The organism is Acinetobacter sp. ANC_7654, assembly GCF_056779855.1.
In genome coordinates, this window is record NZ_JBWYIR010000008.1 from 153,373 (window position 1) to 168,981 (window position 15,609).

The following is a 15,609-nucleotide window of genomic DNA, read 5'->3' on the forward strand; positions in this document are numbered from 1 at the left end:
CAATTTTGTTGCAAATCCTTCGTAAATAAACCACAAGTGATACTGAGAAACTGTTTTAAAATATTAACTTACTAATATGATCCTACAAGATGAGCAGCACAGCACACCAACCCTTACAGCCTGAGTTTAGATTATTGGTGTTTTTGGTTTCGATCGGCTTTTTTATGCAAGGTCTAGACACAACTATCATCAATACTGCGATTCCTGCAATCGCTCATCACCTCAATGAAGATCCTCTACACATGCATAGTGTCGTGGTGGCTTATGTATTGTCAGTCGCAGCCTGTATTCCACTCAGTGGTTGGCTGGCTGACCGATTTGGTGTCCGAAATGTTTATTTTTCTGCAATTATCATTTTCACTTTGGCATCGCTCGGATGTGCATTTTCTTCTAATTTAAATGAGCTTTTATTTTTCCGAGTGATTCAAGGGATTGGAGGTGCTTTACTGCTTCCAGTTGGGCGTCTTGCAATGTTGAAAATCATTCCTAGAACCCAATTCCTTGCAGCCATGTCTCTGATGAGTCTTGCAGGTCTGATTGGCCCCTTAATCGGTCCTACTCTTGGCGGATGGTTAGTAGAGTACGTGACTTGGGAGTGGATTTTCTTAATTAATATTCCTATTGGACTCATTGGAGTTTTTCTCACATTTAAAGCCATGCCAAATGTGACCGAGACCCATGTTGCTAAATTTGATTTTTTTGGCTTCTTGTTATTAGTCATCGCGATGGTTGGCTTAAGTTTAGGGATTGAAAATTTTGCTAGCCCCTATCTTCCACTATGGTGGAGTATTGTTCTTATTGTGTTTGGTTTATCTGCAAGTGCTTGGTACATGGTGCATGCCCATACCCACCAAAATGCTCTATTTCGTGGGAAACTATTCAAAAATCAAATTTTCGCGATTGGTATTGTAGGCAACTTTTTTGCCCGCTTAGGCGGCAATGCGATGCCTTTTCTTATCCCCTTAATGCTACAAGTTGCTTTTGGTTTTGAACCATTTATTACCGGTTTACTTATGATTCCAACGGTATTGGGTTCACTGGCATCAAAACCGATCATTCGCCAAATTATTCAACGATTTGGGTATCGTCGGGTGTTATTAGTCAATACCTGCCTTATTGGCTTATGTATTGCAAGTTTTGCCCTCACCTCAGCCGAAACACCTTTATGGTTAAGAACATTGCATTTCTTCATTTTTGGTATGTTGAACTCACTGCAATTTGTTTCTATGAATACGCTAACCTTAAAGGATTTGCCTCAACAAGATGCTAGTAGTGGTAACAGTTTTCTCTCGATGATTATGATGGTATCTATGAGTATTGGTGTAGCGCTTGCAGGTACACTGGTCAATGTATTCACCGCTTATCTTGGTACTGCACAAATGCAACAGGCCTTCCAATGGACCTTAATTTTAATGGGCTCAATTAACATTATTACCATCTTTATTTTTTGGAAAATTCCGAAAGAAATGGATGATGACTAATGGATATGGATTCTAGATACTGTCACTACCATTTACGTTTATTCGCGTTATGATATTAATTATATTTTGCACCAAACTTTAAGTGCTCATGAATTCAAAAAATAAGCAGCATATCTATTCGCAGAAGATTATCTTGTGGACTTCCCTTTTAGGTGCAGCCCTGATCGCACTCATGGTCGGATTATTGAGCTTTTTCTTTTTGCCGTTTCAACCAGCAACAGCTCAAGAATATCCAATCAAAGGATTTGATGTCTCACATCATCAAAAAGAAATTCGCTGGTCACAAATTCCCAAAAAGGAATATCAATTTGTCTACCTCAAAGCGACAGAAGGTGGCGACTTTAAAGATCGAAAATTTCAGGATCATTGGCTCAAAGCACGCGAGCATGGTTTTAAAGTCGGAGCGTATCATTTCTATCGACTTTGCCGTGATGGTAAAGTTCAGGCATTAAATTTCATTGATTCTGTGCCACGTAAAGAAGATGCCCTTCCTCCAGTCATTGATTTGGAATACGACAGCAATTGCATCAATACCTATAGCAAAGAACAACTGTTATATGAAATCGATGTTATGCACGATTTGCTGCATCAACATTATGGCAAACAACCTATCTTTTATGTTTCTAAAGCCTTCTATAACATCGTACTTGCGGGTGCTTTTACGAATACTCCACTCTGGGTACGTGAATACAACTCTCAACCTGAATTAAAAGACAATCCAGATTGGATCTTTTGGCAATACACTAATAAAGGTAAAATTAAGGGTATTTCTACACCAGTGGATTTGAATGTATTTAATGGCGATCAAAACGACTGGATAAAATTTCTAAAATTAAATCAAATTGAGCCATAAATTTTAAGGAGTCAGTACGTTACAACTAAAGAGATCTAACAAAAAAATAGAGTGCAACTGGGCTCAAGCAAGCGAGTTACGCTTTATAAGGATGACATGATGTCGCTTAAAAAAGGGATTTTAACAGTGGTTGGTCTTTTGGCTGTCACGCTCATGGCTGCGTTTTTTTATTTATGGCAACCATCAGGAAAGCTCTCCGAATTTAATCAATGGAAGGCTAAAATAGACCAACCCGTCAGTGAACAAAAATTAAATGTTCGCTTTTTTGGCGTTTCCACATTGCTATTTGATGATGGTAATTCACAAATTCTAATTGATGGTTTTTTTAGTCGACCATCTCTCATGAACATTGCTTTACAACGCCTCTCCAGTGATCAAGCACTGCTTCACAATATGATTCAGGACCATGAGCTTAAACGCCTCAAAGCCATATTGGTGACCCACAGTCACTATGATCATGCTTTGGATATCTCAGTGCTCGGAAGTTCACTCCCAAAAACTCACATCATTGGTTCGTTGAGTACACTAAATATAGCACGAGGCGGCAAAGTGCCTGAGCATCAATTGAAACTGGCACTGCCTTTTCAAGCACTACAATTGGGTGCATTTCGTATTACGCCTATTCCCTCACAACATACGCCACCTACAGCAGTGAACAATGATTTAGGTGAAGAGATTCTGCATCCACTGCCTCAGCCAGCACGTTTTTATGAGTTTAAAGAAGGCGGTAGCTTTGACTACTTGATTGAGCACAATAATCACAAAATTTTAGTTAAAGCCAGCACAGGTGCGCTTCCTAATCAATTTCAAAAGTTAAATGTAGATGTCTTGTTTTTAGGAATTGCTCAGCTTTCAAAACAATCACCCGAGTTTCAACAACAGTATCTCGCTGAAACCATTGATCAGTTACAACCGAAAGAAGTCATTCCAATTCATTGGGACAATTTCTTTAAACCACTTTCACAGCCTTTAGAGTTTCTACCACGAATAGCAGATCATTCTCCGAAAAGCCTACAACTCGTGATTGATCATGCACAGCATCAAGGTCGAAAGGTGACTTTACTGACGGAGCCTTACGCATACCCAATAATCAGCTCAACGACGCCTTAATTATGGGTTAAAATTAAGGCATCTCATGATTGATTGAACATTTTGCGAAAGATAATTCATATCGATATGGATGCTTTTTACGCTTCTGTGGAGCTTAGAGAGCGTCCAGAATTACAACACTTACCAGTGGTCATTGCATCTCATCACCCACGGGCCGTCGTTGCAGCAGCATCATACCCAGCTCGTGAGTATGGCTTACGTTCGGCCATGTCGATGACACAAGCCAAAAAACTTTGCCCACAAGTGATCGTCATTGAGCCAAATTTTTCTAAATACCAACATGCTTCAGCTCAAATTCATGAGATATTTCAAAAATATACCAGCATCATCGAACCCTTATCGCTGGATGAAGCATATTTAGATGTGACTGAAAATTTACAGCAGATCCCAAGTGCCACTGAAGTTGCAATGTATATTCGTGATGAAATATTTCAGCTTACTGGATTGACCGCCTCAGCAGGCGTTGCACCAAATAAGTTTTTAGCCAAAATTGCATCTGATTGGAATAAACCGAATGGCATTTGTGTGATCAAACCCAATCAGGTGCAACAGTTTATCTATGATCTTCCACTCAAAAAAATCCCTGGTGTAGGAAAGGTCACACAGGAAAAATTAAAAGCTTTGCAACTCGAAAAACTTGGGGATTTACAGCAAGTCGAAGAAAACTTTCTCACTCATCATTTCGGAAAATATGGCAAACAATTATTTCTCTATGCTCAAGGGATCGATGAGCGACCTGTTCAAAGCGAACGCCAAAGACAGCAAATTTCTAAAGAAACCACGTTTGATGAAGATCTTTTTTTAAACCAATGTGATCAATTTTGGACTTCACTGCTTTCTCGTGTTTGGCAAAATCTTCAAAACAAGGAAATGATCGCTAGAGGTATCAGCGTCAAACTCAAACTTAAAAATTTTCAAGTTTTACAACACTCTAAAAGCTTTAAACAACCTTTCAATCACATAGAGGATTTGCAACTGGCACTCAAATTATTGTTAATGGAAATGAATATTCCTGATGAATATCAGTTTAGACTCATTGGTGTTGGGGTGTATCAACTTTCAGAAAAACAACAAGACACGCAACTCAATTTATTCGGATTGTAAATTTCGTCTAGTTTTCATGCAAAAGAACAAAATTAAGTCAATTTTTTTCGCCTTTTTTTCCTTTTTAGAGTAATCTAATCGCGCAATACATTTACCCATGTGTCTGCTGAGATGTTGTTAGAAGACCTATATCTAACACATTTGTCCTGTGATTGGCGTGACAATCCATCCGAATATTACAGGGCACTCTAATCTGAATGGGTACAATGTCTTTTTCCTCCAAATATTTCTGATCTCCTCCCATAAAAATAAACTTTCAGAGATACAGCAATTAAACCGAATTCATAGTTCCACTTACCCTATACTTTCTAAATCCTATACGGCATTTCATAATCTATATTTATATCTATAAGGGATGAGCTTTATGTCTGTTCAACGTTTACACGTTCAAAAACGTTTTTCTGAGGTTGCTATTTTTGGTCACTTCGTTCATCTGGCAGGTCAGTTAGCAGAAGATACGTCTCTCGACATTCGTGGACAGTCACAACAAACCTTTGACATTATTGACCGTTTATTGGCTGAAGCAGGTACAGATAAAAGCCATATCATGTCTGTGACAATTTATCTAAAAGATATTGACAAAGATTATGCAGCATTCAATGAAGTTTGGGATGCATGGGTTTCTGATATTCAAGCTCTACCGCGTACATGCGTAGAGGCTAAACTGTATCATCCCGATGTTCTTGTTGAGCTAACGGTAATTGCCGCGAAACCTTGATAAAAAAAAGCATGCCTGAGCATGCTTTTTTATTTCAAAGATGATTAGCTAAATGCGCGAATATCTGCCAATCGCCCAGCACTATACTTTTCTAATTTATGCTCAATCACGGATTCATCTCCCCATTCAATTGGCATATCCTCAGTGTATTCATCCAAAAAATCACGTCTTAACTGCACATATTCTGGGACAGCATGGTAAGAGATCACTTTGTATCCCGCGGTTTCAAGTAATGCATTTTGAAACTGTAAAGTATGTCCACGTTTGAATGAAAATTTATCTTCTAAACTGACAATGGCAAGAACTTTACAATCCTTATTCATCACCACAAAATCAGCAAACATTGACTCATATTTACGGCGTGTACGCGGTAACTTTGTGGTCAGTAAGGCGTCAAAAGAGACATGTGCCAAAATATGCGCATTTGGCATGATTTCTTTAAGACGATTGAAAGTTACTTGCTGATAGGGGCTAAACACTGCTCTTTGACGAAGCATGCTATCAGAGGGTTGTTGATGCTTTAATCCTTTATAAGCAATGAACAACACCACAGCGAGTATGATCACACTCGCGATGATCATGATATCCATGACTAGTATCCTTATTTGAATTCTTATCGTTAATTTCTTTTTTAAACTACTTCAAAAAACACAACTTTTATTATTGTTTCATTATGCTGATGTTATACATCGCATAGTCCAAGTGAAAAGCGCTTCAGACCAAGCTTATATTAAACATGTTCTGCACTTATTGGCTATAGTTTAAAACATGAACCACATCACACTATTACATAATTGTTGGACAATGATGAAAATTTCATTTGAAGATAATACAATATCACCTGAAATGAAAAACTCAAAACCTCACTAAACTACTAATTTAAATGATTATTTTAAAATAAAAAAGAGACTTACCCAAATCAAGCCCAATATTCCGATAAATGAGCATCATCGAAAATATTGTATAGAAAATGTTCAAAAAAGGACGCCGCAGCGTCCTTTTGAAAGAAATTATCATTTATGCACGAGACTTGGGTTTGGATTTACCCTTAGGTTTCCCCTCGCCAAAAGGTTTTTTGCGATCTCCAGTCTCACGTGGTGGCAAACCAGTGTGCTGTGTCAAGATTTGGCCTTTCTTCGGACGATTATTTTGTCCTTGCGATTGACCACGATTAGCGGTTTGACCTGTACGTTTTTGCGAATCACCTGCTACGGTTGAGTTTTTCTTACGTGCAGATTGATATTGACCATCCGTGCCCTGAGGCTGATACATCGGAATCAAATGTTGCTTAGAATTACCAATTAAGTCCTGACGACCCATTTCTTTCAAAGCTTCGCGCAGTAAAGGCCAGTTATTTGGATCATGGTAACGTAAGAAAGCTTTATGTAAACGGCGGCGTTTTTCACCTTTTACAATGTCGACATCTTCAGTATAACGTGCCACTTTCGCAAGCGGATTTTTACCGGTGTAGTACATGGTGGTCGCAGTTGCCATTGGTGATGGATAGAAGGTTTGTACTTGGTCAGCACGGAAACCATTCTTTTTCAACCAAATTGCAAGGTTCATCATGTCATAATCGGTTGTACCCGGATGTGCCGCAATAAAGTAAGGAATCAAATATTGTTCCTTGCCTGCTTCTTTACTGAAACGATCAAACATCTGCTTAAAGCGATCATAAGTCCCGATACCCGGCTTCATCATTTTATTGAGCGGACCTTTTTCGGTATGTTCAGGTGCAATCTTTAAGTAGCCACCGACATGATGCGTGACTAATTCTTTCACATATTCAGGGTTCAATACTGCAAGGTCATAACGTAGACCCGAACCAATCAAAATCTTTTTAATACCCGGTAAAGCACGAGCTTTACGATATAACTGCGTAAGAGGTGCGTGATCAGTATGCAAGTTTTGACAAACACCTGGGAACACGCACGATGGCTTACGACAGTTCTTTTCAATTTCTGGATCTTTACAGGCCAAACGATACATATTGGCTGTAGGACCACCTAAGTCCGAAATAATGCCTGTAAAGCCCGGCGCCGTATCACGAATCTTTTCAACTTCACGTAAGATCGATTCTTCAGAACGGTTTTGAATAATTCGACCTTCATGCTCCGTAATCGAACAGAAGGTACAACCACCGAAACAACCACGCATGATGTTCACAGAGAACTTGATCATGTCAAACGCTGGGAAACGCGCATCGCCATAAGATGGATGGGGTAGACGTGCATAAGGCAAGTCGAACACATAATCCATTTCTTCTGTGGTTAGTGGGATTGGCGGTGGATTAATCCAGACATCACGCTCACCATGCTTCTGCACAAGTGCGCGCGCATTCCCTGGATTGGTTTCTAAATGCAAAATACGGTTGGCATGGGCATAAAGCACTGGATCATTAGCAACTTCTTCAAAAGAAGGCAGACGAATCACAGCCAATTCACGTGGTGGCAACTTATGCTTAATTGCCTTAGAGGATGGCTGTAACTGAACGATTTGTGTATCTGCATCCAAATTGTCACCTTCACGTACAATTGGATTGGTGACCACTTCTTTTTGGAAATTCTGGTACTGGCTTAAACTGTTACCTTTGTCTTTTTCAATTTCACAACCATCAATATCTTCGGTCATCACATACGGATTGATGATTGGATCAACACGACCAATGGTATCGACATCATTTGATGCAATTTCCACAAATTTGGCTTTCGCCGCACGATTGTGTTTATTGATAATAAATGCTGTACCACGGACATCAGTAATCTCGTGAATTTTCTCACCACGTGCCAAACGATGCATCACTTCAATGATCGAACGCTCACCATTACCGTACATTAATAGATCTGCTTTTGAATCCATTAAAATAGAACGACGAACTTTGTCAGACCAATAGTCATAATGCGCGATACGACGTAATGAACCTTCGATACCGCCTAGCAGAACAGGAACATCAGGGAACGCTTCACGACAACGTTGACAATAGACTGTTGCTGCACGGTCAGGACGTTTATTCGGTTGGTTATCTGGAGAATAAGCATCATCTGAACGGATCTTACGGTCAGCCGTATAACGGTTGATCATAGAGTCCATGTTACCTGCCGATACGCCCCAAGCAATATTTGGTTTACCAAGTACACGGAATGCTTCAACATTCGTCCAGTCTGGTTGGGCAATAATACCAACACGGAAACCTTGCGCTTCAAGCACACGGCCAATGATACCGGTTACAAATGATGGATGATCGATATAAGCATCACCACAAACAAAAATAAAGTCACAACTATCCCAACCGAGTTGGTCCATTTCCTCGCGTGACATCGGCAAAAAAGGCGCGGGTTCAAAACAAGACGCCCAATATTTGTCGTAATCAAACAACGCTTTTGGCGCAGTCTGAGCGGTATAAGCAGTAGACATGGCTAGCAATTCTCGGCTGGCAGATGGAAGATCAAAAAATAGATCAAAGATGAAAGCCGATCATTTTACCATGAATTCAACTCAACTTGCTTGATTAAAAAACAATCAAATACAACTGCTTAAATTTTCTATTCATCACTGATGACCTAAGACCTATTTCTGTACATTTAACATACAACCAAATCTAAACAAAAAATAATATGCATTTAATTTCAGTAACTTGAGCTTAGCAATTGACTCGATTCCTTTACGACTGATGATTTGGGTAATAAACAAAGTTGCTTTTCATTTTTATAGTGTTTGAAAAAAACGAAAGGCGTTTAATCGTGCTCAAAATAATACTCACAACCGTTGCCACCATGATGGCTTTATTAATTTCCAATTTGGCTTGGACTCAAACTAAAATTCCACAGTCTTACCAGCAACAAGCAGCTTGGCAACAATTACAACAAAGACTCCCTTCGAAATTTCGACTGAATGACCAAAACAAACCACATGAGTACTACTGGAGTTGGAATGATTACCGTGTACATGTCGATGCTTATCCCAATACTAAAGCGCCAGCCAAAGTCATTTTATTACATGGCGTAGGTACAAATGGTCGTCAGATGAGTTTAATTCTTGGGCGTCCACTTGCCCAAAAAGGGTATGAAACCTTCGCATTGGATTTACCCGGTTATGGTCTGACACAATATCCTTCAAAAAAAGAAATTCGTTATGATCATTGGGTGAAATTGGTCAATGATTTTGTGAACGAACAAGTGCAAAAAGATGATCGTCCTATTTTCCTTTATGGACTCTCAGCAGGTGGAATGCTCACGCTACATGTGGCCATGCAGAATCAACATGTCGATGGCATCATCGGAATGACCTTTCTCGATCAAGAATTTAAAGACGTTCAAAAAGGAACTATGCGTTTTAGTGCTCTAAGCCCTGTTCTTTTGCCGAGTATGAAAGCAGTAGCACATACCCCTTTGAAGCAAATCACCTTACCTATGTCCTTGGTCTCAAAGATGTCAAAACTCACCAATGACCCTGAAGCCTTACGCATCATGCTGGCTGACAAGACATCCGCAGGTAATAGCATGAGCGTGGAGTTTTTAAACAGCTATATGCATTACCAAAAACCATATCCTTTGACTCAGTTTAATCAAGCACCTGTGTTACTGACTCAACCTGAACAGGATCAATGGACTCCTTTAAAATTGAGCCAACCTGTTTTGAAACAGTTGAAAGTACCTTATCGTGTGATGACTTTACAAAATGGTGGGCACTACCCTGTTGAGCAACCTGCATTAGATCAGCTGGTAAAATACAGTGATCAATTCATTCGTGAAAATATAAAACGCTAAATTGATCTATTGAGCGATAAATTAATCACTTAGACAGTTTTGTAAGCATTTTCCTACAATCATCTCTTCTATTGTCGGCTATGCATATCAACGTCACTGCACTATTCTTAAACCATCAGGAATCAGGAAGTTTCCCAAACAAAAAACAACAATAATAAGTTTGAGCATCAGGACGTGAGGTACGACAGGAGTTATACCTACAAGCAGCCGATACGAAGAAAAGCCCATCAGGAAGATGGGCTTTTCTTTTTCTTACACATAGAATTTTTTAAGCACACTACACGTTGTCACGCTTGTAAAACAATTATTCATCATGCTTTTTCGCTTTCACAACACTTTCATGAATTCCATTTGTTAATTTTAAAGTGTGTCACGCAACAACTCTGACTGTAATTTCCAAAGTGCAAGCGACTTATGCTGTTCCTACAAGACGGAATATCCTAGTGCAAACCGCTTACATACAAAATTTTAAAGATTGAGGATGTGAACATGGCAAAAGCTTTATTTATTACTGCAAATTTTGGTGTTGAAAAAGATGAATTAATCAAACCCTTAGCATTTTTAAAATTAAAAGGGATTGAAACCTATCATGCTGCTGAAGAAAAGAAATCTGTTCAGACTGTGGTTGGGGATCAAGAGCCTTCAGATCAAGTTCAACCTGACATAAGCTTTGATGAAGTCAATGCAAACGACTATGACATCCTGATTATTCCTGGGGGAACGGTGAATGCGGATAACTTGCGAATTCATCCACAGGTTCAAAAATGGATTCAAAGTTTTGCTGACCATCAAAAACCAATCGCAGCTATTTGTCATGCGCCTTGGACATTAATTGATGCACAACGTATCAAAGATAAAAATTTGACGTCTTATAAGTCAGTAAAAATTGATTTAGAAAATGCAGGCGGTAAATGGGTCGATGAAGAGGTGCATCGTTGTAATACTGGCGGTTGGTCGCTCATTACTTCACGTTGTCCTGATGATATTCCTGCATTTAATGAAGCCATTTATAAAGAATTGACGCAGTCTTAAACGATTAAAACCCCTTTTTTTTGGGGTTTTATTTTGCATGTTTTACAGACTTTTTAAGTAATCTACGATTTCTTGCTCGCCTGCCATTTCAGCGAGTTCTAAAGCTGTAAATTGACCTTTGTAAGCAACATTTGCACCTTTTTCGACTAGCAGTTGTACTACATCTAAGTACCCGTTCTCTGCGGCTGCTTGAAGTGCGCTATAACCTTCATCATCAATTTGGTTTACATCAGCTCCGTTATTTAAAGCTGTTTCAACTTCTGTGATTTCGCCTAATGAAGCCCAATAGATGAGTTCAGGAAGATGAAGTTCGCTATTATCTTCAGGGATTGGGGAGATGGAGCTGAAGTTCATAATAATTCCACTATGCAAGATTAAATTTTACCTTCTTACCTTACGATGTTTATATAACAAAAAATATTGCTTAGCATTAACTTTTATAGATTTCCCTTCTATCGGATAAACATTTTAAGTGTTCATCTAATGTTTTTTTATTGTGACTCTCTTGCACATTTGACAGACTTACAATTGTAGATAGACACATTGTAGTAAAAGGTAAATTAGGATTAGTATTCTGATATGACTTGGATAAATGTTTAAAAACTATTTTCTCTAATTGTGATGAATAATTTTCTATAAGCTCTTTCTTCAAAGTATTAATAATATTTAGTACCTCTTCTCCATATTTTATACTTTCTTCTCTTGTTGGTATGACTCCTTTATGAATCACTAAGTTCCTAAAATTTACCATTTTGTCTGATAAAACTACAGGCAAAGAGTTAAAATGATTTATCCATAAAAATAAAAAAGCGCCAAACTGTCTCTCAGATTGGCTAGCCACTTTTTTCCAGCCTTGATCTATTGCTTGCTCATCACAAGACTTACTTAAAAGCACTTTAATTGTAAATTCATAAAATCGCTCTAAACTAGCTGCAAAAGAAGATACAGCTTCACGATAATATCCATCTAAAATTGCATTTGCTCCTATTTCATATAACACCTCGAATTTCATTTGCTGAAGTACTGTTATAGTTTCATGGCCTTTGGGACAAGTTATTGAATAAGCACCTTGTTCGGTAAAATCTACAACTGCAAAGTTATTAGATGGGAAGCCTTGTTCTTTTAAACACTCCATACATGACAAAAATAATTTCACAACTCCCCCTCCATATATCTTTAAAAAATTTTTCAATTAATCATAAATAGAAAAATTAAAAAAATAAAAGCCCCCTTACGGAGGCTTTTAAAACATTCATTTATTTAAGCTTTGGCAATACTTGGCTGACTTGAGCCAATCTTTTCAGATTCACTTTCATTCATAATCAAAGCCACTGCAATTGCGGTAATCAACACAGGTAAACCTACTGCCATAAAGTTAAAATGCGCTGGTAAGTTCATCCCTAATAAGCCACCAATCAAGATTGGACCAACAATTGCTCCCATACGACCAATCGCAGATGACCAGCCAATCCCTGTTGAACGAACTGCCAATGGATAGTACTGAGCTACGTAGCTGTATAACAACATCTGTGAACCAATCGATGCAGCACCTGCCAAGAACACCAAGATGTAAAGTAACAGCATATTCGACTGGAAGCCCATTAAGCTCATCACAATCGCACCCATTAAACCCAAGAACATCAATACAGGTTTTAAATGGTAACGGTCTGCCAAGATACCACCGCCAACGATCCCCACTACCGCTCCAACATTCATGACCATCATGAACATTAAGCTATTATCCATTGAGTAGCCCGCAGCCATCATCAATTTCGGTAACCAGCTGCTGAGTGCGTACATGGTTAATAAGCATGTAAAGAATGCAACCCAGAACAACAATGTATTTACAGCGCGACCGCGACGGAACAAGCTGACAACAGTTGCCGATTCAGGCTCATCTACTTGATCAAGCTCGAAAGTTGTATCTTTCTCAACTTTTACTTTAGGTTCAATCTTCGCCACAATTTGACGAGCTTCTTCCTGACGATTTTCTTTTACGATGAAAGTTAAAGACTCAGGTAAGAATTTCCAAATAATTGGAAGTAAAAGTAATGGAATACCTGCGATAAAGAACATGATTTCCCAACCAAAACTTGGTGTAAACCATGAACCTAATAATGCAGCCATCACACCACCTACCGCATAACCACTAAACATAGTAGTTACCAAGGTGCTACGCATTTTTTGAGGTGCATATTCTGAGGTCAAAGCCACAAGGTTTGGCATAACACCACCAATCCCTAAACCTGCCAAGAAACGCAAAATACCGAACTCAGTTGGATTGGATGCAAAACCACCCGCAAAGGTTAATCCACTGAATAAAATAATACAGATCATAATGACTTTTTTACGGCCAATCTTATCTGCTAAAGAACCAAAAATCATTGCGCCAAACATCATCCCTGCAAGTGCAGTACTTGCGAGCATGCCTGCTTGAACAGCACTTAAACCCCATTCATCCATCAATAATGGTAAAACTACGCCATTAATTGCTAAGTCATAACCATCAAACAGGATAATGAGTAAACACCAAGCGACAACATTGAAGTGAAATGGTGTGAATTTAGCATGGTCAATAATTTTATTGACGTTCATTGCTTGCTGTGACATTCCTCACCTCCTGTGAGAGATCGTATTTCAATAATCTTTAAGCACGATCCAACCAACTTTGAATTTAATTGTTGTGAGCCACGCATCAAAATTGTGTGCTTAAAGTCTGTGAGGTAAATTTCACATAATTCTGTGTTAATAAAAATTGAACGTTAGTCTAAAATCCAATCAAAATTAGGCTTTTTATCTAAATATCGCATTAGACCAAAGTTTGTTTGACTTACGAAAATCAGTGTTTCCATCATTTTATTGGTGAGTAATGATGATATCTCGCTCAAATACGAATTTATTAAATTACTTATTTCATTATGATATTTTTCACTTAATTTAATAAAAAACCTCATAGATCAAAATCCATGAGGTCTCGAACAATTAATATAACTTTTTGTCTAATTTAATCTGAATAATTTCATTATCATCTGCAAGTTTTGCATTACGTCCACTCGAACCAGGGAAATTATTGTCATTCAACACTGTGATTAAATCAGGTCCTTCAATCACAATATCTTCAATGGTAAAGAATGGAAAACCGAAACGCTCACCCGTCATAATATCGCCCTCAAGTGGCGTACCATATAATAGATTTGGATTCGCAATATCCATTAAATTGACCAAGTCAGTCTTATTAACCAACCTCTTCGGTTCATTCAGTTGTATGCGAACTAATTTCTTGAAACCACCAATATTATTTTCAGAATCATCGCGCTCAATCACAACACCTTCATTTTGACTAAATAACTGGAAATCACCAATTGCTGTTGCTTTAGGGTCGAGCTCAAAATAGTAATGGTCATTTGTATATGCTTTTTTAGCAATATCAAATTTTGAAATTAATAAATGTCTTTGCACATTCTTGCTTAATGGTTTTTCCAGCATTGGATATAAATATTGACCATCTGGAGAAATAGCCATGCCTTCAAATCCACCACTTCTTTGCACGAGCGCATTTTCTATTTCAGCCGCACTTTGATGAAGTTGATTTTGTGGAGATCGAAGCTCCTCTCCTTCTTTTTCAGGATGAGGCAATGCAATCGGAGCACTCTTTAAAACACCATCAGCACTAAAATGCAGTAAAAATGGACCGAATTCATCTCCTATCCAAATATCGCCATTTTTATCACGCTGTATAGATTCCGGATCAAAATCAGCACCTGTTAAAAGGCGTTCTGGCGTACTCTCATTGACAATTTTGAACGGTACTAACTTATTCGGATCACGAAGCTGTATATGAGACAGTACTTTAACGTTATTTGAGTTGGTCTTAGCAGTTCTAAAATCTACTGAAATATTATAAAGACGTAATAGGTAGTCTGCTGAGTTATCTTGTGCCCCAAATCCATTATCAGACATTACAAGATACGTTCCATCAGCATTTTTTAATGCCCCAGAAAATCCTTGAACTGGCTGACCTTTAAATGGTGGATAAATACCATTTGCACCTTTAACATAAAGTCCCGAATCTGGTCCATCGGCATAGGTAGCTACATCAAGCTTTGCAAATGAAACAAGTGTAGGTTCCTTTATCTGATTTTGTTGATCTGAGGTGATCTTATCATCAGAATCATTACAACCGCTAAGGGCTAAAAATGACAATAGTACTGTGCTTAAAAGTGTCTTGTTCATAAATCCATATGTATCACTTAATTAAGGACTCATGATTAAACGGCATGATGGTGTCATTCCTCTGACAGATCAATGAAGATTTGATGAAGGCTTTTATTATTAGTTCCTCACTATATAAAAATCTTTATCAGTGAGTTCTAAAATACATTTCCCTTTATATTTATTTTTATATCTTTATTTCAATTTTTCCACATAAAAAAACACCCCCTTCGAATGAAGGAGGTGTTTAGAATAATGAGCTGGCGATGACTTACTCTCACATGGGTAACCCCACACTACCATCAGCGCTAAGAGGTTTCACTTCTGAGTTCG

The 15,609-nt window shown here is 38.3% G+C and carries 13 protein-coding genes and 1 rRNA gene; 7 read left to right on the top strand and 7 right to left on the bottom strand.

Annotation, left to right across the window (positions count from 1 at the left end):
• Nucleotides 1-89 precede the first annotated feature (89 nt).
• The 5 genes from mdtD (at nucleotide 90) to AC1M86_RS10290 (ending at nucleotide 5,266) form a co-directional block, all read left to right on the top strand.
• Entirely contained in the window at nucleotides 90-1,481 is a 1,392-nt protein-coding gene (mdtD, locus tag AC1M86_RS10270; protein ID WP_481607888.1) for a multidrug transporter subunit MdtD, read from the top strand.
• Between the two features lie 88 nt (nucleotides 1,482-1,569).
• Nucleotides 1,570-2,334 (top strand): glycoside hydrolase family 25 protein, encoded by a 765-nt coding sequence (locus AC1M86_RS10275; protein WP_481607889.1) that lies wholly within the window; start codon nucleotides 1,570-1,572, stop codon nucleotides 2,332-2,334.
• A 99-nt stretch (nucleotides 2,335-2,433) separates the two neighbouring features.
• The gene (locus AC1M86_RS10280) at nucleotides 2,434-3,444 is read left to right on the top strand and encodes an MBL fold metallo-hydrolase (RefSeq protein ID WP_481607890.1); all 1,011 of its coding nucleotides are present in this window, start codon (nucleotides 2,434-2,436) and stop codon (nucleotides 3,442-3,444) included.
• A 42-nt stretch (nucleotides 3,445-3,486) separates the two neighbouring features.
• The gene (gene dinB, locus AC1M86_RS10285; protein ID WP_481607891.1) at nucleotides 3,487-4,548 is read left to right on the top strand and encodes a DNA polymerase IV; all 1,062 of its coding nucleotides are present in this window, start codon (nucleotides 3,487-3,489) and stop codon (nucleotides 4,546-4,548) included.
• Nucleotides 4,549-4,912: 364 nt separating this feature from the next.
• Entirely contained in the window at nucleotides 4,913-5,266 is a 354-nt protein-coding gene (locus AC1M86_RS10290; RefSeq protein WP_481591509.1) for a RidA family protein, read from the top strand.
• Between the two features lie 44 nt (nucleotides 5,267-5,310).
• On the opposite strand, the gene AC1M86_RS10295 is transcribed toward AC1M86_RS10290, so the two are convergent.
• Both AC1M86_RS10295 and AC1M86_RS10300 read right to left on the bottom strand, forming a co-directional pair.
• Nucleotides 5,311-5,856 carry a DUF2726 domain-containing protein gene (locus AC1M86_RS10295; RefSeq protein ID WP_092767397.1) on the bottom strand — a complete coding sequence of 182 codons (546 nt, stop codon included), beginning with the start codon at nucleotides 5,854-5,856 and terminating at the stop codon, nucleotides 5,311-5,313.
• A gap of 427 nt (nucleotides 5,857-6,283) precedes the next feature.
• Entirely contained in the window at nucleotides 6,284-8,680 is a 2,397-nt protein-coding gene (locus AC1M86_RS10300) for a YgiQ family radical SAM protein (RefSeq protein WP_481607892.1), read from the bottom strand.
• A 326-nt stretch (nucleotides 8,681-9,006) separates the two neighbouring features.
• Between AC1M86_RS10300 and AC1M86_RS10305 the strand changes: the two genes are divergently transcribed.
• Together AC1M86_RS10305 and AC1M86_RS10310 are read left to right on the top strand one after the other, a co-directional pair.
• On the top strand, nucleotides 9,007-10,032 hold the full coding sequence (locus AC1M86_RS10305; RefSeq protein ID WP_481607893.1) for an alpha/beta hydrolase: 1,026 nt from the start codon (nucleotides 9,007-9,009) through the stop codon (nucleotides 10,030-10,032).
• Between the two features lie 489 nt (nucleotides 10,033-10,521).
• Nucleotides 10,522-11,064: a type 1 glutamine amidotransferase domain-containing protein gene (locus AC1M86_RS10310; RefSeq protein ID WP_481607894.1), complete on the top strand. Its 543-nt coding sequence runs from the start codon at nucleotides 10,522-10,524 to the stop codon at nucleotides 11,062-11,064.
• Nucleotides 11,065-11,106: 42 nt separating this feature from the next.
• Here AC1M86_RS10310 and AC1M86_RS10315 read toward each other — a convergent pair whose 3' ends face one another.
• From AC1M86_RS10315 to rrf, 5 genes are all read right to left on the bottom strand, one after another.
• Nucleotides 11,107-11,418 (bottom strand): ankyrin repeat domain-containing protein, encoded by a 312-nt coding sequence (locus AC1M86_RS10315; RefSeq protein WP_481589196.1) that lies wholly within the window; start codon nucleotides 11,416-11,418, stop codon nucleotides 11,107-11,109.
• Nucleotides 11,419-11,494: 76 nt separating this feature from the next.
• Nucleotides 11,495-12,220: a hypothetical protein gene (locus AC1M86_RS10320; RefSeq protein WP_481589197.1), complete on the bottom strand. Its 726-nt coding sequence runs from the start codon at nucleotides 12,218-12,220 to the stop codon at nucleotides 11,495-11,497.
• 104 nt (nucleotides 12,221-12,324) lie between these two features.
• Nucleotides 12,325-13,674, bottom strand: a complete 1,350-nt coding sequence (locus AC1M86_RS10325; protein WP_092767403.1) for an aromatic acid/H+ symport family MFS transporter — start codon at nucleotides 13,672-13,674, stop codon at nucleotides 12,325-12,327.
• Between the two features lie 372 nt (nucleotides 13,675-14,046).
• Nucleotides 14,047-15,297: an esterase-like activity of phytase family protein gene (locus AC1M86_RS10330; protein ID WP_481607895.1), complete on the bottom strand. Its 1,251-nt coding sequence runs from the start codon at nucleotides 15,295-15,297 to the stop codon at nucleotides 14,047-14,049.
• A gap of 237 nt (nucleotides 15,298-15,534) precedes the next feature.
• A 5S ribosomal RNA gene (gene rrf / locus AC1M86_RS10335) occupies nucleotides 15,535-15,609 on the bottom strand; the annotation flags it as partial.